General features: G+C 65.5%; 15 protein-coding genes. 3 read left to right on the top strand and 12 right to left on the bottom strand.

Annotation, left to right across the window (positions count from 1 at the left end):
- Positions 1-183 precede the first annotated feature (183 nt).
- From ACZ1I2_RS10805 to ACZ1I2_RS10775, 7 genes are all read right to left on the bottom strand, one after another.
- Entirely contained in the window at positions 184-819 is a 636-nt protein-coding gene (locus tag ACZ1I2_RS10805; RefSeq protein ID WP_465174114.1) for a TetR/AcrR family transcriptional regulator, read from the bottom strand.
- Entirely contained in the window at positions 816-1,940 is a 1,125-nt protein-coding gene (locus tag ACZ1I2_RS10800) for a hypothetical protein (RefSeq protein ID WP_465169694.1), read from the bottom strand. The genes ACZ1I2_RS10805 and ACZ1I2_RS10800 overlap by 4 nt, the downstream gene beginning before the upstream one ends.
- Before the next feature lie 141 nt (positions 1,941-2,081).
- A complete protein-coding gene (locus tag ACZ1I2_RS10795; protein WP_465174115.1) occupies positions 2,082-3,224 on the bottom strand; it encodes a DSD1 family PLP-dependent enzyme in 1,143 nt (380 codons plus the stop codon).
- Positions 3,224-4,477, bottom strand: a complete 1,254-nt coding sequence (locus tag ACZ1I2_RS10790) for a D-arabinono-1,4-lactone oxidase (protein ID WP_465174116.1) — start codon at positions 4,475-4,477, stop codon at positions 3,224-3,226. Before ACZ1I2_RS10790 ends, ACZ1I2_RS10795 begins: the two co-directional genes overlap by 1 nt.
- On the bottom strand, positions 4,474-5,640 hold the full coding sequence (locus tag ACZ1I2_RS10785) for an SO2930 family diheme c-type cytochrome (RefSeq protein ID WP_465174117.1): 1,167 nt from the start codon (positions 5,638-5,640) through the stop codon (positions 4,474-4,476). Before ACZ1I2_RS10785 ends, ACZ1I2_RS10790 begins: the two co-directional genes overlap by 4 nt.
- Positions 5,641-5,650: 10 nt before the next feature.
- Entirely contained in the window at positions 5,651-6,889 is a 1,239-nt protein-coding gene (locus ACZ1I2_RS10780) for a parallel beta-helix domain-containing protein (RefSeq protein WP_465174118.1), read from the bottom strand.
- Positions 6,890-6,909: 20 nt separating this feature from the next.
- Complete coding sequence (locus ACZ1I2_RS10775; RefSeq protein WP_465174119.1) at positions 6,910-9,336, bottom strand: TonB-dependent receptor; 2,427 nt, start codon at positions 9,334-9,336, stop codon at positions 6,910-6,912.
- A gap of 290 nt (positions 9,337-9,626) precedes the next feature.
- On the opposite strand from ACZ1I2_RS10775, the gene ACZ1I2_RS10770 reads away from it, so the two are divergent.
- Entirely contained in the window at positions 9,627-10,745 is a 1,119-nt protein-coding gene (locus ACZ1I2_RS10770) for a nucleoside hydrolase (RefSeq protein ID WP_465181637.1), read from the top strand.
- A 137-nt stretch (positions 10,746-10,882) separates the two neighbouring features.
- On the top strand, positions 10,883-13,150 hold the full coding sequence (locus ACZ1I2_RS10765; protein WP_465169701.1) for a TonB-dependent receptor: 2,268 nt from the start codon (positions 10,883-10,885) through the stop codon (positions 13,148-13,150).
- A 185-nt stretch (positions 13,151-13,335) separates the two neighbouring features.
- Here the strand turns inward: ACZ1I2_RS10765 and ACZ1I2_RS10760 are convergent, their stop codons facing one another.
- The 4 genes from ACZ1I2_RS10760 to modA all read right to left on the bottom strand — a co-directional run bounded on the left by ACZ1I2_RS10760 (position 13,336) and on the right by modA (position 16,168).
- Positions 13,336-13,608: a hypothetical protein gene (locus ACZ1I2_RS10760; protein ID WP_465169702.1), complete on the bottom strand. Its 273-nt coding sequence runs from the start codon at positions 13,606-13,608 to the stop codon at positions 13,336-13,338.
- A gap of 243 nt (positions 13,609-13,851) precedes the next feature.
- Positions 13,852-14,454 carry an ATP-binding cassette domain-containing protein gene (locus ACZ1I2_RS10755; protein WP_465174121.1) on the bottom strand — a complete coding sequence of 201 codons (603 nt, stop codon included), beginning with the start codon at positions 14,452-14,454 and terminating at the stop codon, positions 13,852-13,854.
- A complete protein-coding gene (modB, locus tag ACZ1I2_RS10750; RefSeq protein ID WP_465174122.1) occupies positions 14,444-15,133 on the bottom strand; it encodes a molybdate ABC transporter permease subunit in 690 nt (229 codons plus the stop codon). The genes ACZ1I2_RS10755 and modB overlap by 11 nt, the downstream gene beginning before the upstream one ends.
- A 273-nt stretch (positions 15,134-15,406) precedes the next feature.
- On the bottom strand, positions 15,407-16,168 hold the full coding sequence (gene modA / locus ACZ1I2_RS10745; protein ID WP_465174123.1) for a molybdate ABC transporter substrate-binding protein: 762 nt from the start codon (positions 16,166-16,168) through the stop codon (positions 15,407-15,409).
- A 90-nt stretch (positions 16,169-16,258) separates the two neighbouring features.
- On the opposite strand from modA, the gene ACZ1I2_RS10740 reads away from it, so the two are divergent.
- Positions 16,259-17,581: an alginate export family protein gene (locus tag ACZ1I2_RS10740; RefSeq protein ID WP_465174124.1), complete on the top strand. Its 1,323-nt coding sequence runs from the start codon at positions 16,259-16,261 to the stop codon at positions 17,579-17,581.
- A 379-nt stretch (positions 17,582-17,960) separates the two neighbouring features.
- On the opposite strand, the gene ACZ1I2_RS10735 is transcribed toward ACZ1I2_RS10740, so the two are convergent.
- Complete coding sequence (locus tag ACZ1I2_RS10735) at positions 17,961-21,308, bottom strand: glycosyltransferase (protein WP_465174125.1); 3,348 nt, start codon at positions 21,306-21,308, stop codon at positions 17,961-17,963.
- Between the last annotated feature and the right edge of the window lie 243 nt (positions 21,309-21,551).

The raw sequence follows: 21,551 nt of genomic DNA, 5'->3' as shown, positions 1-21,551 counted from the left end.
CATGAATCACCGCCGTCCGGGCCACCCGGGCGGCGGTTTTTCTTTATGCGTTGAGGTCGCGCTAGCGCATCGAGCGTAAAATCAGAGCCACCCCATCCGTTCGTTTCGAGCGAAGTCGAGAAACCGTGCTTGGCGCCCGATCAATGTTTCTCGACTTCGCTCGAAACGAACGGAGAGAAATGTCTACTCCGCGGGCCGGACCGCGCTGTCGGCCTGCAGGATACGGGCGACCCGGCTGAACACCGCGTCGGCTGAAACGCGCGTCTCCTCCTGCAGCATCTCGTCCGCCGCGAAGCCGAGTTCGACCGATAGCCGCACCTCCTGCCATAGCGCATCGCGATCGGCGTCGGGCAGCCACCGCATATAGGCCTCGACCAGCTTGTCGGTGACGTAGCGGTGCGATTCCAGGCGGACATGCACCAGCCGCGGCGAGGCGTGCAGCGCGCGCAGGATCCACACCGCGCCCGGCTCGCTCTGCGTCACGGCGGCGGTATCGCGCAGCAATTCTTCGATGCCGCCGCGCAGCGCGTCGATCCCCTCGTCGGCGTGGCGCGCGATCCATTGCTCGAGCACGATGTTCTGGCGCGCCATCAGGCGCAGACCAAGCGCCTCCAGCACATCATATTTGTCCTTGAAGTACCGATACAGCGCGGGCGGCGTGAGCCCGGCGCGCGAACAGATCATGTTGGTCGAGATGCGGTCGATGCCGACTTCGGCAAGCAGATTCCCGGCAACGTCCAGCAGCAGCTCATAGGTCTGCTGGGCCCGCTCCTGTTTGGGGAGCGGGCGCTTGTCAGTGGCAAGCCCCGATATCGTCACGCCTCTCCCGTTTTCCTCTGCATTGCGACGGCGCCGATCAGCGCCGTTATTCCCGCAATCGCGCAAACCGCGCCGAACCACAACACATGCGCCACATCCCTGTCGCCGATCAACACGCCCGCAAGCAACGGCCCCAGGCTCGATCCCGTCAATTGCGCCCCGCCGATCAGCAAGGCCGCGCGCCGGCTGGGGTCGGCGGCAATGACGATCGGGATCTGGAACGGCAGGGCGAACAACCACAGGAAACCGAACGCTGCCGTGGCGAAGACGAATGCAGTAGCCGAGGGCGGCGCCCCCATGATCGCCAACAGGCCGAGATTGATCAGGCCCACGGTCACGATCGTTCCGCGCGCCGGCAACCGCCCGGCAAGAAGCGTCGCCGCGCCCGCGCCCAGCACCTGCATGCCAAGCGACAGCGGCGCGACGAGATGGATCGTCGCCTGGGATATCCCCCGCTCGAGCCCGAGCGGCTCGACATAGACCCAGACCGCGACGATGAAGGCGAGATAGAGGACGACGCCGCCCAGCGCGACAAGCCCACGCGCCGGCGGGAGGCCGCCGGTGTCGTCGCTGGCCGTCAGCGGCGGATAGGCACCCGGCAGCCAGGGCAATGCCAGCAGCCCGGCCAGGGTGACCGTCCCCAGGGCGGTAAACCCGCCTGCACTGGTGGCCGCGACATAGCCGATCGCGCTGGCCAGCGCGAACTGCGCCAGCGTCTGCACCGCGAGATAGATGCCCGACCAGCGCTCGGGCCGGTCGGTACGGATGATGAAGCCGATCACGATCCAGATCAGCACTCCCTCCCCCAGCCCCGCCACGATCCGCGCCGCGAACAGGGGCCCGGTGCCGAGCAACGGAGTCAGCAGATCCGCGGCGGCGGTGACCAGCAGGGCCGTCGCCGCAATCGTGCGCAGCCTGGTCACGGAGAGCACGAAACCTGCTGCACCGGCCGCGATCCCCATCGCCAGCAGTTCGACCGTGGCGAGGATGCCGAGCGCCGCGACCGACAGCCGGCCCTCCGCTGCCAGCGCGCCGAGTAGTTGCGGCTGCAACCCCGGGATCAGCACACCGATCACACCGACGACGAAAATCGCCAGCACGCGATCGGCGGAGAGATTCATCAGGAACTTGGCCCGGTTGAGGTCAGGGACAATGGATGAAGCGGCATCGCCCGCCTCCTTGTGCTCCCGCGAAGGCGGGAGCCCAGACTGGGTCCCCGCCTTTGCGGGGACACAATGGTTTCGTGCCGGATATTCACGGATTCACCGCGCCCGGCCTCTTGCGCTGACCGGCCACATCTCCACCAGCGTGTCGCCCCGGACGACATGGTAATAATCGTACAGGTTCACCGTCGGGTCGCAATGCGGCACGGTCAGGCTCACCGGGTCGCCCGGGCGCAGCCGCGTGCCGATATCGGGCGCGATCAGTGCGGCATGTTCGTCGCCCATGAACAGGAACATCGTCTCGGGCGCCGCCCCGCGCTGAACCTGCGCCGCGCCCCCATCGGTCGACAGCGACTTGAAGCCGGCATCGATGGTGACCAGCGCGTCATGGTTCGCGCTCACCACCCGCGCATCGACCGAGAGCGACGTCTCGAACGGCGGCAACGGCCCATCGGCCAGATCGCAATCGAGATATTGCTTGTCCATGAAGACATAGGACCCGGTCTGAAGCTCGGTGAACAGGCCGAACTCGAGATCGATATGATGCGTGCCGGTGCCCGATCCGGTGACGATCTCGGGCTGATATCCCGCCTCGGTCAGCGCGGCGATCACGCTCTGCAGATAATCGGTGCGGTCAATGATCGCGGCACGGCGCACGGCATAATCCTCGATATGCTGCTGCATGCCGCAATAATATTGGACGCCGCGAAAGGTCATGTTCGAGGATCGCGCGATCGCTTCGGCCACCGCGACGGCTGCCTCGGGCGAGGCGACGCCGGTGCGCCTGATGCCGGGGTCGACATCGATCACCACCTCCAGCATCGCCCCGACCGAGGTCAGCGCATCGTCCCACCTTTTCACCATCTCGGGATTGTCGATCGCCGCCATCAGGCCGATCCCGCGCTTCGCCAGTGCCGACAGCCGCTCGATCGCGGCCGGCGCGCTGATCGGCGAGGTGATGAGCAGCCCGGTGATCCCGCCATCGGCCAGCACCTCCGCCTCGCCGATCTTGGCACAGCACAGGCCGACCGCGCCTGCCGTGATCTGGCGCCGGCCGATATCGACGCTCTTGTGAGTCTTGGCGTGCGGCCGGAGCGCCACGCCCTTCGCGTCGGCAAAGGCCTGCATCGTCGCGATATTGCGGTCGAGCTTCTCGATATCGAGCACCAGCACCGGCGTGTTAAGCGCGCTGCGCGAGCCCTGCTGGCCGATCAGGTGCGCGTGTAGGGCGAGATCGTCCATCAGGAAAACAGCTCCGTCATATGCGCGTTCAGGAACTTGCCCGCCGGATCGACTGAACGTCGCACCTCGCGATACCGCTCGGCCATCGGATAGAGCAGGTCCACGTCGGCGCGCGTCAGCGTGTGGCGCTTGGCCCAGTGCGGCCGGCCGCCATGATCGCGGAAGATCGCCTCCGCATCGGCGAACAGGCCGCGCCACGGCATCTTCGCATATTGATGCATCGAGATCGCCGCGACCGGGCCCTGGTTCATCGGGCTCATCCAGATATCGTCGGCCGCGACGACCCGGAACTCGAACGGGAAGGCCACGGGCAGCTTCTTGCGGCGGATCCACTTCACGACTTCGTCGAGCGTCTCGAGCCCGACCGCGCGGGGCATCTCATATTCCATCTCCTCGAACCGGATCGTGCGGTCGGACGGGAAGATGGCATGCGCCGGCCCGCGCCGGCCGCCGTCCATGTTGGTCCTCATCATCACCCGCTGCAGCGTCGGAATCAGCCGCGGCACCCAGGCGCCGAGATCGAGCAGGCGCCGGAAGGTCGCTTCCTCGATGTCGCTCGTCGAGGCAGGCGGATCGCACGGGTCGCAGGTCCGGAGCGTCTTCAGGATCACGCTGTCGGCGTGCGGGAACAGCCAGAACTCGACATGCCGCTCCTGCTCGACCAGCTCGTCGAAACGCTCGCGGATCTCGCCCCAGGGCCGTTTCGCGATCCGCTCGGCAAGGTGGAAGGTGGGCACCACCCCGACCTCGATCTCCGTCGCGATGCCGAACAGGCCGAGCGAGAGGCGCTGCGCCTGGAACAGGTCCGGGCTGGTCGTCGCATCGCACCACACGGCTTCGCCGTCCGCGCCGATCAGCCGGAAACCGCGCGCGAAGGTCGAGAGATTGCCGAGGTCGCGGCCCGTGCCATGCGTGCCGGTGCCCATCGCCCCGGCCAGCGATTGCGGGTTCACATCGCCCTGGTTGGCGAGTGCCAGCCCTTCGTCCCACAAGGCCGCGGTCAGCCGCTTGATGCTCCAGCCGGCGGGAATGCGCGCGGTTTTGCGATCGGGCGCGACGGTCATCGTGCCCGCCATGTCCTCCAGGCACAGGATCACCCCGTCCGACTGGACGAGCGGCATGAACGAGTGCCCTGCCCCAACCGCCCGCACGCTGCACGCCCCCCGCACCACAACCGCCAGCTCGGCCTCGGTCTTTGGCCGCAGCACCGGCGCGCTCGCCGTGACGCTGCCGGACCAGTTCGCCCAGCTCATCGCGCATCCTCTTTCGGGCCAGTATCTTCGGTGCAGTCGCCCTTCAGCGCCGTGATGTAACGCGTCACGAGCTCGACCCCCTCTTTGTGCGACAGGCTCCGGCCAAGCTCGGGCATCATCACGCCCGGGTCGGTGCTGGCCAGGCGGAAGGGCAGGATCGAGTCATCGGGCTTGCCCGGCACCACGTCGAACGGACGGTCGCCCGTGCCGCGCCCCGCCGCGACCGGCGGCTTGCACATGCCGAGCAGCCGCGCATCGTTCGTCGCGGCATCGAGCCACAGCCCCGAGGTCCGCGCGGCGCCGACGCGGTTGTGGCAATGGCTGCAATTGATATCGAGATAGGCCCGCCCCCGCGCATCCACGCTTGCCGTCTCGTCCTGCCAATTGGCGTTCCGCGGCAAGGCGCCTCCCGGCACGCCGGTGAGATAACCCTTCGCCACCAGCCGCTTGAGCTGGTTGATCTCGCCGCCCTCGCCCGGGAAGGCCCGGTCGAGATGGCGCGCCTTCAGGCCGATCGGGTCGATCGCACGCGTGCGGAAATCCTGCACATGGCACCCGCCGCACTGATTCTGGTTGGGCACGCTGTAATCGAACGGCGTGCGCGTCCCGCCATCGACCAGGGTGAGCGGCACATCGGCGCCGGTCCGCTCCAGAATCGCATCGGTACCCTCGGCATTCCACACATAGGGCAGCGCCACCCAGCCGCTTTCGCGCCGCACCAGCAGCCGCGTCTCGATCAGCCGGACATGCCCCAGATCGAGCCCGTCCACCCCCGTCTGATAGGTCGCGGGCGTCACCTTCAGCACCTCGCCGCTGGTCTGCGGCGCGGCGGCACCGGCGGGCGTAGAGAAATAGAAGGTCTTGGTGACGATGGTGCCGACCGGAAAGTCGAACCAGCGATCGGGATCATAGGTCGCGTGCACGCCCTTCGGCATCCAGACCGTCCGCCATTTCTGCGCATAGTCGCTGAACAACGGCGTCTGCAGCTCATAGGTCACCATGCCGGGACGGGCGGCGATGCGCCCGCCCGCCACGGTAAACAGCCCCCAGTCGGACAGTTTTTCCGGATTGCCCTCGGCGTGGAAAGTCACCGCATCGGGCCGCCCGCCGCACGCATTCAGCAACAGCGCCGCAAGCAGGACGGCGAGGAAACGCAAGGTCATGTCAGGCCGATCACGATGGCTGGCCGCTGTCCTTCGTCATCGCTTCGGGCAGCTTGATCTCGGGCAGGCGGCTGGCAGGCGCACAATCCACATTGGTCTCGATCCGCGGCTTGGCGAACTTGCCCGGGCCGTCGACGTTGAGCAGCTTGGCCTCGCCATTCTGCACGCAGATCCCGGGCGTCTTCAGCTTGGGATTGACGAAGCCGTCCCACAGCACGTCCGGCAGCCTGCCGCCGCCCAGCGCCTTCATCGGCGTGAAACGGCCACTGGGATCGTCGCCGCCGCCGGAGAAGCGGTTCCCCGCGACATAGATATTCTCCGGGAAGGGATCATAGGCCGCGGCGATGCCCCGCGTCGTGTCGAAGCCGGTCGAATAATAGCTGGAGATGATGACGTTGGCGGTCTTGTTGTCCTTCACGTCATTGTCGAAGATCTCGACCTCGTCGTTCGAATTGACGATCACGCCCGATCCCGGCGGCACCGAGCTGACCGCGCTGCCCTTGGCGCCGAAATTGGCGTGGTTGTTGGCCACGACATTGTTCCTGTAGACGCGCGTCTTGCTGCCCGGAACCGGCAGGTTCGGCATGTTGAACACCAGGATGCCGCCGGTATTGCCCGTCGCGGTGTTGCCATAGACGTCGGCATTGTTCGAATTCTCGATCTCGATGCCGGCCACATTGCCTTCGGCGCGGTTGTCGCGGACGATGATGTTGTTCGACTGGCCGACATAGATGCCGGCGTCGGACGCGCCCTTCACCACCGCGCCCTCGATCAGCACATTGGTCACCTGCACGGGATAGAGGCCATAGGCGCCGTTCGATGTCTTGCCGCCCCCGGTCCATTCCGCGCGCACGCGGCGGATCACCGTGTTCTTCACGCCATTGACCTTCAGCGCATCGCCCTTCGAATCCTCGAAGGCGAGATCCTGGATGGTGAAATCGTCACCGGTGACGAGCATGCCCTCGGCACCCGATGTCTGCTTGGCGAAGGACAGGATCGTCTTGTCCATGCCCGCGCCCTTCACCGTCACGCCATTGGCGGTCAGGCTGAGACTACGGCTCAGCGCATATTTGCCCGCCGGAATCTCGATCACCGCCCCGGGCTTTGCGTCGAGCAGCTTCTGCTGCAGGTTCTTCTCGAAATCGGGATCGATCACGAAACCCTGCGCATCGGTCTTCGGCCCGCCGCTGCAGCCGCCCACCAAAGCCAGCGCCGCGACGCAGCCGAGAAACGCGATCCTGTTCGCCATCATTCCCTCTCCCTATTTTTCTAGAACTTGAAGCCAAGTTCGACCCCGTAGAAGCCGGGCCGGTCGGCACGGACATAGGGCGTCTGGAATATATCCGCCGAAATCGTATTGAGCGTGCGGTAATAGCGTTTGTCGAGCAGGTTCTCGGCATAGACCGCGACCGAGACATGATCGTCGGGCGAACGCCAGCCGATCTTCGCGTTGACGATATTGCGCGACGAGCGCAGCGCGCCGAGCTTCGACCAGTCGACGAACGGGGCGATCGCGGCGTCGATCGCGCGCTGCGCATCGTTCAGCCGCTGGTGCGAGGTATAGCTGTAGCTCGCATCGGCGAAGATCGATCCATCGCCCATGTCATGGTCGTAATGCGCACTGACGATGCCCCGGAATGCCGGCTCGCCGGTCGGCTGGCCCGAAATGTCGACGCCCTGCTCGATCCGCGTCACCCATTTCGACTCGATCAGGCCCGCCGTCACGCCGATCCGGAAGTCGTTCGACAGCACGAACTGGCTCTCCAGATCCACGCCATAGGCCTCGGAGTCGCCGGATCGCGTCACATATTGCGGCAGGCACACCGTTCCCGCCGGGATCGGATTCAGCAGGCAATTGGGGTTGGTGTTCGGCTCCAGGCTGATCGACTGGCGGTTCTTGTACTTGAAATAATAGCCCGAAAGGTTGAACCGCACCCGCCGATCGAACAGCTCCGATTTGAAGCCGCCTTCGAAATTCCACACCTTTTCCGGCTCGAAGAAGGAATTCACTTCGGTCGAATTGAACCCACCCGCCTTGTAGCCGCGCGAGGCCGAGGCATAGAGATGCACGTCGTCGGTCGCGTCATATTGCACCACGAAGCGCGGGCTGACGTCGCTGAACGCGGCGCGCCGGGTGAAGGGCACGCCCTCCAGCGCCCCCACGTCGAAGATCACGCCATTGGGTCCGATCACCGTGCGGTAGAAGTCACCCACGCTGATCGGCACATCCGGGAAGGCGTCGACGCCGATGATCGCATTGTAGAGCGATCCGGGTGCCGAGATCGCGTCGAGGCCCGGGGCAATGAAGGTCCCGTTGGACCAGGTGAATTTCTTCAGGTCGTGCGTATAGCGGATACCGGCGGTCAGGCTCAGCCGGTCGGTGACCTTGTAGGTCGCGTCGCCGAACGCGGCATAGGAATCGTTCGCCGCCCGGTTGTTCATGTCCTCGCGATATTGCAGCCCGAACACCGGCAGGCCGCCATAGAAATTCAGCAGCGAAAACACCGGGAAGCCGGCCGCGCCGTCGAGGAGCCGATCGAGCGAATCCGTCAGCAGCGTCGCCGCGCTGGTCTGCCGCCCGCGCTCGTGGAAATAGCTCACGCCGGCGATCGCGCTCAGCCGGTCATTGTCGAAACCGACGCGGAATTCCTGGTAGAGGCTGCTGTTCTTCTCGATATTCTCGGTATCGAAATAACGCGTCGGGTCGGCCGTGCCGTCCTCGTCCTCGCGGTTGTGCGTCTCGAAATGCTTGAACGAACTGATGCTGGTGAAGGTCAACGGCCCGGCGTGATGTGTCGCCGTGAACGACACGGCGTTCAGGACTCGGGTTTCCTTGTCGCCGATCACATCGTTCGCATAGGGGCCCGCGGGATCAGTGCTCAGCGCATTCTTGCTGATCCCGATCGCGAACGGCCCATCCTTGTTGGTGTCGTCATGATCGTACGTCAGCACGAAATCAGTGTCGCTGGTCGGTGCCCAGCGCAGCGCGGCGCGCCCCGACTTGTTGTTCTCGCCCTCGCGCTTCTCGCCCGTCAGCGCGTCGGTCAGATAGCCCTTGCGATAATTGGAGACGCCGTTGAGCCGCAGAAAGAGCGTATCGGTCAGCGGGATGTTCACCGTCACATCGGCGCGCACCTTGTTGTAATTGCCGACCTGCAGCGTGCCGACCAGCTCGCGGTTGGGGCTCGGCTTGTTGGTGATGATCGAGATCGCACCGCCCGAGGTGTTGCGCCCGAACAAGGTGCCCTGCGGCCCCTTCAGCACCTCGACGCGCTGGATGTCGTTGAAGAAGATCAGCGACGATCCCGACCGTCCCGAATAGATGCCGTCGACGAAGATGCCGACCGACGGCTCGGTGCCGATGCCGAAATCGTCGGTCTGCACGCCGCGGATCGCGAAGCTCGGCTGAGTCACCGAGGTGTCGTTGATCGCCAGGCCGGGCGTGAAGCTGTCGAGATCACCGATCGATTCCGCGCTGAGCGAGGCGATGGTCGCCGCGCTGAACGCGGTGACGCTGATCGGGACTTTCTGCAGCGATTGCTCGCGGCGCTGCGCGGTGACGACGATGTCCTCGACCTGCGGGCCTTCCGCCTGGGCAGGGGGCGTGGGATTTTCCGGCGTGACCTGAGCGGCCGCGGGCACTGCCCAGATTGCAGCCACGCCCACCAGCAACGCCGTCTTGCGCAATGCCGTCATCAACTGCTCTCCCCGAACGCGATAACGACTCGGAAGCTATCGCTACTTTGTAGCGAACGCTATCGTTTTTTCAGCTCATATTATCTGACTGATAATCAACACTAATTTGCAAGATCGGGATATGGCCGCCGGATTGCGGCACCGCTGACGCACCATACCCAAGTTCCGAAAACGGCCGATCCGCCACACCGCGTTGACGTCGCACGCGTGTCCGGCGATGCTTGATGCCAGAAGCGCGACAGGCGCCGGACCGGGAGAGACATCGCCACTCTCGCATCAGGGGCCTTGCCGTGCGCCGCCTTCTCACTCTCTGCCTTGCCGCCCTCGCCCTGCTTCCAGCCGCCCCGGCGCTTGCCCAGTCCGCCCCGGCGAAACGCCTCGTCCTGATCGACGACGACCTGATCGGCCTGAACGGCGTGCCCACCCTCCTGCTCCAGGCGCCTGACGTCGACGTGCTCGGCATCACCACCACCAGCGGCTCGGTGTGGCGCGACACGGCGACCGCTTATGGGTTGCGCACGCTGGAGATCCTCCACCGCACCGACATCCCCATCGTCCCCGGCGCGACCTATCCTTTGCTCAACACCCAGGAGGCGACGAAGCGCTGGGAGGGGTTGTACGGCCGCCTCGTCTTCAAGGGCCCCTGGACCGATTACTGGCCCGGCGACACGGTGCAGAGCCATCCGGGCAATGCCTCGCCCGAGGTCGTGCCGGCGCTCCCGATCGGCAACCCGACCACCAGGGCCTCTTCCGAGATCGCCGCCGCTTTCCTCGTCCGCATGGTCCGCGCCCATCCGCACCAGATCACCCTGTTCGCGACCGGGCCGATGACCAATATCGCGATCGCCCAAAGCCTCGATCCGGGCTTCGCCGCGAATGTGAAGGAGCTGGTCTATATGGGCGGCAGCTTGCTGCCCCATCAGGTGCTCACCGGCCCCTCCGCCGAGCAGTTCGCCCGGGAGTTCGTCAACACGCCCCGCCGTGAGTTCAACATCCGCTGGGACCCGGAAGCGGCGCGGATCGTTGCCCATGCGCCCTGGCCGAGGATCACGATGATCCCGGTCGATCCCTCGACCGGCACTGAATGGACGCGGGACTTCCTGACCAGCCTGAAGGACGCGAAGACGCCGCTCACCGACATTCTCCAGACCGGGCTCGAACCCAGTTATCCGATGTGGGACGAGATCGCCGCGATGGTCTGGCTCAACCCGGAGATCGTGACGCGCGCCGATACGCTCTATGTCGATTTCGACACCGGCCAGGGGGCGAGCTATGGCGACACCCTGTCGTGGACCGATGCCTATCGCCCGCATCTCGGCGAGCAGGCCCAGAAGGTCGTCCTGTCGGTGGACAGGACCGCGATGGAGGCGGCGATGCGCGCCCTGTACCGGCGGCCACTGCGACATTGAAGCAACGCCCCGGCCAAGAAGTGCCGGATCGGTCGCAGCTCCCCTTGATGACCATTGCAGCCATGTTACGATTTCGCGTGAATTCCGGGACTCGCGGGATCGCAGGGAGCGGGTGCCCCATAAAATAGGGGATATCGATGTTTTCCAACGCCTCTCGCGTCAACGCTTCCGTCCGCTCGCTCGCGGCGGGCGCCTCGCTTCTCGCCATGGCCCTGGCCGCACCCGCCTTTGCCGAAACGGCGCCTCCCGCTGACGAACCGGCCCAGGCGGCCGATACGCAGGGCGTGCCCGACATCGTCGTCACCGCGACCCGCCGCGCTGAATCGAGCAAGGACGTGCCGGTCGCCGTCACCGCGATCAGCGGGGAGAAGCTCGATGTGCTCAATTCCGGCGGCCAGGACGTCCGCTTCCTGTCGTCCCGCACGCCCAGCCTTCAGATCGAATCCTCGTTCGGCCGCACTTTCCCGCGCTTCTATATCCGTGGCCTCGGCAACACCGATTTCGATCCCAACGCGGCGCAACCGGTGTCGGTCGTCTATGACGACGTCGCGCTGGAAAGCCCGATGCTCAAATCCTTCCCGGTGTTCGATCTGGCGAACGTCCAGGTGCTGCGCGGTCCGCAGGGCACGCTGTTCGGTCGCAACACGCCGGCCGGCGTCGTGAAGCTTGAATCGACCAAGCCAGGCGACGTTTTCTCCGGCTATGCCAGCGCTTCCTGGGCGACCTATAACACGGTCAACGCGGAGGCAGCGGTTGGCGGCCCGCTCGGCGGGGGCTTCTCGTTCCGCGCCGCCGGCCTGCTCCAGCGGCGCGACGACTGGGTGACAAACACCTCGACCACCGGTGTCGCCGACAAGAAGCTCGAAGGCTATCGCGATGCCGCGGCACGCTTCCTGCTCGGCTATTCGAGCGGGGATTTCAACGCGCTGGTCAATCTCCACGTGCGCGATCTCGAGGGCACGCCGCGCATCTTCCGCGCCGGCCTGTTCAAGCAGGGCAGCAATGATTTCTCGCCCGGTTTCGACAAGAGCAAGGTCGCGCTCGACGGCTATACCAGCCAGTCGATGAGCCAATGGGGCACCAACCTCCATCTCGATTATCATTTCGACGGCGTCGGCACGCTCTACTCGGTCACGGCGTTCGAAAAGGCCAAGGTCGAGAGCACCGGCGACATCGACGGCGGCAATAATTATGTCTTCCCCGCGCTGGGCCTGAACAATGCGCTGTTCCCGTCCAACACGGGCGGCGTCACCCGGCCGGAGGAATTCAGCCAGGAACTGCGCTTCGCGACGGAGAATTTCGGCGGCTTCAGCGCTCAGGGCGGCGTCTATTATTTCCACCAGAAGCTGCGCTACCACGAATATAATTACGCGGCCGCGACCGGATCGCGCACGGCGGACAACAACCAGGACATCTTCCACAACAACACCAACGAGAATTACGGCATCTTCGCCTCGGTCGAATACAAGGCGACCGACGCGCTGACCCTGCGCGCCGGCGGCCGCTATTCGCACGACAAGCGCGATGATCGTATCTCGGGCTATTCGCCCAACCTGTTCGGCACCGTCTTGCCGTCGCGCCTCGCGGTCAAGGACGGCGCCTTCACCTGGGATCTGAGCGCGACCTACGCCATCGACCCGGACGTCAGTCTCTATGCGCGGGTGGCGACGGGCTATCAGGGGCCGGCCATCCAGGATCGCGTGACCTTCGGCAGCAAGCAGACGAGCGCGAAGAAACAGACCACGATCTCCGGCGAGGGCGGCATCAAGGGTGCGCTGCTCAACAACGCGGTGCGCTTCGCGCTGGATGCCTATTGGTCGCGCACCAACGACCTGCAGCTCACTGCGGTGGGCGGCGGCACCAATTCGGCACGGCTGCTCAATGCCGATCACGCGATCGGCTACGGCGTCGAGGCGGAATTCGAGGCGCGGCCCGTGCCCGAGCTGAGCCTGACTGCCAGTGGCAGCTATAATTTCACCGAGATCCGGGATCCCTCGATCGGCGTCGGGCCGTGCGGCTCGCTCTGCACGATGATCGATCCGATCGTCGGCGGCCTGGCGAAGATCGACGGCAACGACCTGCCCCAGGCCCCGCGCTGGGTCGCCAACGTCACCGCGCGCTACGGCGTGCCGGTCGGCAATGGCGAGGTTTATGTCTATACCGACTGGGCGTATCGCAGCACCATCAACTACTTCCTCTACGAAGCGGTCGAGTTCCGCGGCCGCGCGCTGCTCGAAGGCGGCCTGAAGATCGCCTACAAGACGGATAGCGGGTTCGAAGTGGGCGCCTTCGCGCGCAACATCACCAACCAGATCCGCAGCATCAGCGCGATCGACTTCAACAACCTGACCGGCATGATCAACGAGCCCCGCATCATCGGCGGCGAGGTGAAGTTCAGCTTCTAGTGGCGTGGAACTGAAGTTCGCTCGATAGGTATTTGAATTCCGTCAGGTTTGTAAGGGAACGAGCTTCAGATTCAGGACACCAGGATCGCGGCGAGCGCCGCCATCGCTACAAACACGAAAGAGCCGCCGTCCGGTCGACCGGGCGGCGGCTCTTGGTTTGGCTCAGCCCTTGCGGACCGGAGCGCTTACTTCGACTGGAAGATGACGCCCTTGGCTTCCCATTCCGCCTTGGTGCGGCAGGAACGCTTGGCGAGGATCGAACCAGTCACCGAGGGGTCGCCGGTCACGGTCGGCGAGAGGCAAATCTTCTTGGGCGCCTGCTCGGTCGTCGTCGGCTGGGCGTTGCCGTTGGTGTTGGCATTGCCGCGCGCGCTTGCCATCGAAGGGACGGCGGCGGTGGCGAGCATCGCGAAGGCGGCAATGGCGAAAGCGGGGCGGGTCAGGGTCGAACGGGTCATCTCAGGGGTCCTCCTTGGCGGTAACACAGGCGGGATTTGCTACCCGCACCTGTACTACTGCATTACCCATGCCAAACAGGTACCGTTACGTATAATCAATGACTTAGCTTGATTTAATGGTACGATACGAACCAGAAATTGCAAGAGATTGGCTATTTTCACCAATCATGGGCGCGCCTTCCCATTCAGGATTCGGACAGGAATGATCGGTGGCGGACAGTCGCTGTCCGCTATCGGACGGCGCTACAGCCGGACGATCCGGGTGCCGATCCGCTCGGCCTCTTCCGGGTCGTGAGTCACCATCAGGATCGGTATCTTCATCCCGTCCCGAATATGCTCGATCGTCCGCATCACTTCCTCGCGCCGTGGCCGGTCGAGCGACGAGAGCGGCTCGTCGAGCAGCAGGAAACGCGGGGCGCTCAGCAATGCCCGGCCGATCGCCACCCGTCGTGCCTCGCCGCCGGACAGGCTGCGGGGCCAGCGATCGAGCAGGGCGTCGATGCCAAGGAACGCCAGGGTGTCGCCGATCGCCGTTCCGCCCGGCGCCCCGTACAGCAGGTTGGCCCGTACCTTGAGATGCGGAAACAGCCGCGGTTCCTGAAACACATAGCCGCCGCGCCGGCGCTCCGGCGGCAGGTCGATCCCGGCGGCACCATCGAACAGCGTTTCGCCATCGACGCGGACATGTCCGGCATCGGGCACGAGCAGCCCCGCGATCATGTTGAGCACGCTCGTCTTGCCCACGCCCGAGGGCCCGAACAACACGGTCGCCCCCTCGCCTGCGGCGAATTCGGCGGAGATCTCGGTGTCGCCGAGCCGCTTCGTCAGCGAGACGTCAAAGGACATGCAGCCCCCTCCCCGCCCGGCGCGCCAGCAATTCCGACGCGATCAGCGCAGCGAGCGACAACGCGACCGAGATCGCCGACAGCCGCCACACCATCGCCTCGCCGCCCGGTTGCTGGAGCGCCGAATAAATGGCGAGCGGCAGGGTCTGGGTCTGGCCCGGCACGTTGGAGACAAAAGTGATCGTCGCCCCGAACTCACCGATCGACCGCGCGAAACCGAGCACGGCGCCGGCGAGGATTCCGGGCACGCTGAGCGGCAGGGTAATCGTGCGGAACACCCTGCCCGGCCCGGCGCCGAGCGTCCGTGCTGCGCCCTCGAGCCGCCGGTCGACCGCCTCGATCGACAGCCGCATCGCGCGCACCATCAGCGGCAGCGCCATCACCCCCGCGGCGATCGCGGCGCCGGTCCAGCGGAACAGCACCGAGACGCCGAACCAGTCCATCAGCCAGCTGCCGATCGGCCCGCCCGGCGCGAAGGCGATCAGCAGCAGCCAGCCGGTCACTACCGGCGGCACGACCAGCGGCAAATGGATCAACGCATCGAGCAGCACCTTTCCCGGAAAGCGCCACCGCGCCAGCACCCAGGCAAACGCGAAGGCGATCGGCAAGGTCACTACTATCGCCACTGCCCCGACCTTCAGCGACAGCAGCACGATGGTCCATTCGTCAGGGCTGAGCATGAGCGTGCCATCCCCCACCCACTGCGTTACCCCGGACTTGTTCGGTGATTATCCTTTTCAGCCAAGCAAGCGAAATTACTGAAACGGCGCCACCTGCCTCCTTGTGCTCCCGCGAAGGCGGGAACCCAGACTGGGTCCCCGCCTTCGCGGGGACACAATGGCCTCTTGTCCGACGGCGATAATCGCCGACTTGTTCCGCGGTCCATCGATCCACAGGCACTGCCGCCTGCGGTGACATGGATGCCGGAACACGTCCGGCATGACGGACGAGCTTCATCGCGCCGAAAAACCGTAGCGCACGAAAATCGCCTTGCCCTCACGCGACACCAGGAAGCGCCGGAACGCCTCCCCTTCCGGATTGGCCGAGGCCTTCAACCGCGCGATCGGATAGGTGATCGGCGGATGCGACGCCGCCGGGAACACCCCCGCGATCCGCACCTTTGCCGACGCCCTGGCATCAGTCGCATAGACGATCCCCAGCGGCGCCGCGCCGCGCTCGACCAGCGCCAGCGCTGCGCGCACATTCTCCGCCCGCACCACCTTCGCGCTGACCGCGTCCCACACGCCGAGTTTCGTCAGCGCCGCCTTGCCATATTTCCCCGCCGGCACGCTCTCCGTATCCGCCATCGCCAGCGGCCCCGCGCCGAGCACGCGCGCCAATGGTCCCCGCGCCAGTGGGATCTTCACCCGGTTCCCGGCCAGCGCCACGATCACCAGCCGGTTGCCGAGAAAATCGCCCCGCGTCGCCGGCACGATCAGCCCTTTCGCCGCCAACGCATTCATCCATTCCTCATCGGCCGACACGAACAGATCCGCCGCCGCCCCCGCCTCGACCTGCCGCGCCAGCGCCGAGGAAGCGGCAAACGAGATCACCGGTTTCGGATGCCCCTTGCGCGCCCAGGCATCGGCCGCGGCCGTCATCGATTCCTGCAACGAGGCAGCCGCCAGCACCAACGGCGCACGGGCCGGCGCGGCCCATACCGGCCCGGCCGTCAGCACCAGCAACGCAGCAAGCATCCTAACCAGGTGTTTCATCCAACGCGTCCCGTCATTGTATACAATTTCTCTGGCGATTTACCCTTCTATAGCCTAGCGCACGGCCGAAACCATTGGCTGGGGGAGCCTGTGCGGAAGAGGATCGGCTGCCTGGCGGCCATGATGGCGCTGGGCAGTGCTTCGACGGTGCGTGCCGAAGACGGCAAGGTCGCGATCGAAGGCAGCGTTCGGGCACGCGCCGAGGCGATCGACGGCCAGTATCGCGCCGGCCTTCCCGCCGATGACGCCGCGCTGCTGTTCCGCACCGACATCTCCGCCACCTACACGAGGGGGCCCATCAGGTTCGGCCTCGAGATCCTCGACTCGCGCGTCTATTTCGAGCGCAAGCACAGCTCGATCAGCGCCAACGAAGTCGATGCACTCGAACCGATCCAGGCCTATGTCGCGGCCGATCTCGGTTCCGGCGTCAGCATGCAGGCCGGGCGTTTCACCATGGACCTCGGCTCGCGGCGGCTCGTCGCGCGGCCGATCAACCGCAACGACTTCAACAGCTTCACTGGCGTCCGGCTCGACTGGAAGAACAAGGCGGGCGACAAGCTGACCGGCTTCTGGACGATGCCGCAAACCCGCGTGCCGGAGGATTCGGCGGGTGTGCACAGCAACCGCTTCGAACTGGACGAGGAACGGATCGAGCGCCAGCTGTTCGGCGCGATCGGCACCAAGGCCGGCGTGATGGGCGGCACGGCCGAGCTTTACAGTTATCGCTTCGTCGAGACCGATGCGCCCGGCTTCGCCACCCGCAATCGCCGCCTGCTGACCTCGGGCATCCGCCTGTCGCGCGCACCGAAGGCGAATAGGCTCGACTACGACATGGAAGGTGCATGGCAGACCGGCACTACCCGACTCAGCCCGGCTGTGGGCGACCTCGTCGATCACCGCGTCTCGGCCTGGATGTTCCACGGCGCCTTGGGCTGGAGCTTCAAGGTCGCCTGGTCGCCGCGCCTGTCGTTCAACGCCGACTACATGACCGGCGACAAGCCCGGCGGCAGCTTCAGCCGCTTTGATGGGCTGATCGGCGACCCGGCCTATGAGTTCACCCCGTCCGGCCTCTATTCGCTGATCATCCGCTCGAACATCGCGACCGTCTCGGCACGGATCGAGGCAAAGCCGAGCGCGCGGCTCGACCTGCATCTCAACCTGCGCCCGATCTGGCTCGCCACCGCAACCGACAGCTTCGGCAATTCGGGCGTGCGCGACCCTTCCGGCGCGGCCGGCCATTATGTCGGCACGCATCTCGATACGCGGGTGCGCTACTGGCTGATCCCCGACCGGCTGCAGCTCGGCGCCGGCGGCGCGATCCTGTTCAAGGGCCGCTTCATGAAAGACGCGCCCAACGCCCCGCAAACGGGCAACACTCGTTATGGCTTCATGGACGCGACCGTCTTCTTCTAGGGCGGCGAGCGTTACCCCACCCGTTCGTCCTGAGTAGGGATCGAGTAGCCGAAGGCGTATCGAGAGCCCGTATCGAAGGACAGGTTGTCGCGCGGAATCTGTCCTTCGATTCAATAGTAACACGAACAATGCTGAGTAGGCGCCCCGCGGCGCCTTCGGTGCGCCGCCCCCCTCCTTCTCATTGTCGGTTGAATAAGAGGGGCATTTTTGCTGCGGATCAGCGGTAAAACTGCGCGATTGGAGCATGTTTTTCCGCTGTTATTCAGTAACAGGGAAAACCTGCCTCAAGCCATTGGCATCGAACGCGAAAAATACCGCTGAAATCCAACATAACAGCGGAAGAAAAAAAGTGGATCGGAACGGGTACGAAACGAACAGGTCAGTTCGCCGTCACCCGCCCCGTTCGCGCCAGCTTGCCCCATCCGACCCGCGGGCCGCGCAGCGCCTGGGCGATCGCCTTCAGCACGACATAATACATTACCTGCCGGTAGCCGATGCGCTGCGGGATCAGCAGCCACAACAGGCTCCATTTCTCCCGCCGCTCCAGCGCGAAGGCGATCACCGCCGCGAGCATGTCGATCGCGGTGAACACCAGCCAATAGATCAGCATCTTCTCGACATCGTGCTGAGTCTGCGCCCAGCCATGCGCCTCGACCGAGATCCAGGTCATGACGAAGCTGAGGATCAGCGCGAGATCGATGATCGGCGAGATCGCGGCCAGCACGATCTGGAAGACGATCGCCTGGGGCAGGCCGACCCGCGCCAGCCCCTTCGGCTTGCCATGCGCCATCACCGCGCGATGCTTCCACAGGCATTGCAACGTGCCATAGGCCCAGCGGAAGCGTTGTTTCGCCAGCCCGGCGAAACTCTCCGGGCTCTCGGTCCAGGCGACGGCATATTGATCGTAGGTCACCTTCCAGCCGGCCCGCTGGATCGCGATGGTCAGGTCCTGGTCCTCGGCCAGCGTATCGTCGGGATAGCCCCCGACGCTCTGGATCGCCGACAGCCGCCACGCGCCGACCGCGCCGGGCACCACCGTCATCGCATCCAGCCGGGCCAGCGCACGCCGTTCCAGATTCTGCGCTGTGATATATTCGAGCGCTTGCCACTTCGTGACAAGGTTCACCCGGTTGCCGACCTTGGCATTGCCCGCCACCGCGCCCAGCGCCGGATCGACGAACCAGCGCGCCAGCCGCGCGATCGTCTGCGGCTCGAACTGCGTATCGGCATCGAGCGCGATGACGATCTCGCCCGTCGCCAGCTTCAGCCCTTCGTTGAGCGCCCGCGCCTTGCCGCCATTCTGCAAGGTCAGCAGCCGCACGCGCGGCTCGTCGGCAAAGGCTTCGGTCACTACGGCGCTGGTGCGGTCGCTGGAGCCGTCGTCGATCACGATCACTTCGATCCGCACATCGACGCTCGCGAGCACGCCGTGCACCGCGCGCACGATCACCGTCTCCTCGTTGAACGCCGGGATCATCACCGTGACGAAGCGGTTGGGGTCGATCGCCGGGAAAATCGTCCGCCCCTCGCGCCGCGCCTGGATCAGCGCCAGCGCCGACAGCGTGATCGCTCGGGCGATGCCGATGCTGATCGCGAAAAGGAATATCCAGCCCAGCGCCGTGATCGTCGCGCCGATCGCGCCGAAGATGAACAGGTCAGTCTCCGCAGCGACCCGGTCGCTCTCGGAAATCACCGGCATCGCCACGTCGCGTGGGATCCCCGCGAGGGTCGAGACGGGCACGAACCGATATCCCTTGGCGCGCAGCGTCTCGATGATCACCGGCAGCGCCGCGACCGTCTGCGCGCGGTTGCCGCCCGCATCGTGCAGCAGCACGATATTGCCGCTGCGCTCGACATTGGACGCCTCGACGCCCTTGATCGTCTCGTCGATGATCGTCTGCACGCCCGGCCGCTTCCAGTCGCCCGGATCGACGTGCAGGCCGACCGAGGTATAGCCCCGGTTCTGCGCCTGCAGCGCCGGCTCGATTTCGTCGGCCGTGGTCGGCTCGGCATCCCCGAAATAGGGTGCGCGGAACAGTCGCAGCGATCGCCCGGTAAAGGCCTGGAACAGCCGCTGCGTGGTGTTGAGCTGGAACGCCGTCTCGCTGTCGGTCGCGCCGGCGAGATTGGGATGGGTGTAAGTGTGGCTGCCCACCTCATGCCCTTCACGCACCATCCGCTCGAGCAAGGGCCGCTCGGTCAGCGCATTCTCGCCGATGATGAAGAAGGTCGCGGGCACATGCTCGCGCTTCAATATGTCGAGGATGCGCGGCGTCCATTCCGGGTCGGGCCCGTCGTCGAAGGTCAGCGCCACCTCGCCCGGTTTGTATCCGGTCCGCGCCACGACATAGGGTGATGGCAGCCGGACGAAGTCGACTGACGCAAGCGATCCGTCCTTGGCCGCGACCGCGTGCCGCACGCCTTCCACCGGCACGCCGGCGATCTTCAAGATCTCGCCGCTGCCCTCGATATCGACATCGGTACCCGCCGGGATTGCGTTGATCGCCGATGGCGCCGGCAAGGTGCGGTGCGTGCGACCGAAGATCGACCACAGGCCCGGATCCTCGGAGCCGAGCCGCCACACCGCGACCGCGCCGATCCCGGCGCGCGACAGGAATCGCATCTGGTTATAGGCCGAGGCCGCGTCGAGCATCCACACGACATGGCGTTCGGTGCCTTCTTCATAAGCGAAGCCGCTATTGCCGCTCGCCTTGTCGAACACCGGCATGGCGCTCGATTCCCGCGCTGCCTGCCAGCCTTCGTCGATCGCCAGCGGATCGCCGCCCTTGCCGTGCCAGTCATAGCCGTAATTGCCGATCGCCACGACCAGCTTGGACGGCGCCACGCCGCGCGACGCGCGCTCGACCGCCTGTTCGAACCAGGCCTGCGATGCGATCGGCCCGGCCTCGCCGCCCAGCTCATGCTCGTCATAGGCCATCAGGAACACCCGATCGACGATCGCGGCATAGGATTTGACATCCCAGCCCGAATCCTCGCCGACCGGCACCGCGATCGCGACGATCCAGCCATGCCGCCCGAACCGCGCCTTCGCTTCGCGCAGGAACGCGCGGTAATCGGGCTGCGCGCTGGGCGGCAGTTCCTCGAAATCGAAAAAGGCGCCGCCCGCCTGGTTGGCGGCCAGCCAAGGTTCGAGCTTGTCGAGCAATGCCCGGCGCTGCATCGGGCTGTCGAGCAGCGCCGCCATGCCCTTGCCGTCCCAATTTCCCTGGAGAGCATTCTGGATCATCGGCAGCAACAGCGGCCGGTGCGGTGCGCGATTGAGGATCGCCCGCCCCGCCTGGTCGCGGAACACGGTGATGCGGTGGTCGGCGCCCGTCACTGAGACCCAGCCGGGAATCAGCCAGTCGAGGTCCTCGATATGCCGGCGCAGCGACGCGGCGCTCGATTCGTCCCAGGGTACGTGGAAGCCGATCGCGATCGGCGCATTCTCGCGCACGCCGCGCGCCGGGCGACCGGTCAGCAGCCGGGCATAATGCGTCAGGCCGTGCCGTGCCCGCTTTAGCAGCGGCTCGTGCGGCGGCGGCAAGCGAGTCAGCGCGGGATGTTCGGCATCGACCGGAAGCAGCGGCGCCCTCGGCACCGCACCGATCGACAGCGCCAATGCAGCGAAGGACAGCAGGACCAGTGCAACAAACGCCCCGACCGCAAACGCGAAGCGCCGCCGTCGGCGGCCGGAAGCGTCATAGAAGATCGGCGTGAGGTTCATGGGGTTCCCGGTGCAATCGTCAGTATCGGATGTCGCCTATTTCATTCACGGGATGGCATTGCTCGCTCGATTACATGACAAATCTGTCATCCAGGCGCCATCATGCAAAGGTTTGGCACCAGGGACGCAGCATGCGCTATTTTCCGCACCCATCCAATGGTATGATGGACGCGGCCCGGAACGCAGGCGTAGCGTGACGTTGGAACGTGTCGCCCGGCGTATCGCGGGTGGCAACCATGGCCG

It is taken from the genome of Sphingomonas sp. BL-S-29 (genome assembly GCF_055521495.1).
The sequence above is the reverse complement of the archived record's forward strand: the minus strand, read 5'-3'. Positions and strand labels throughout refer to the sequence as shown.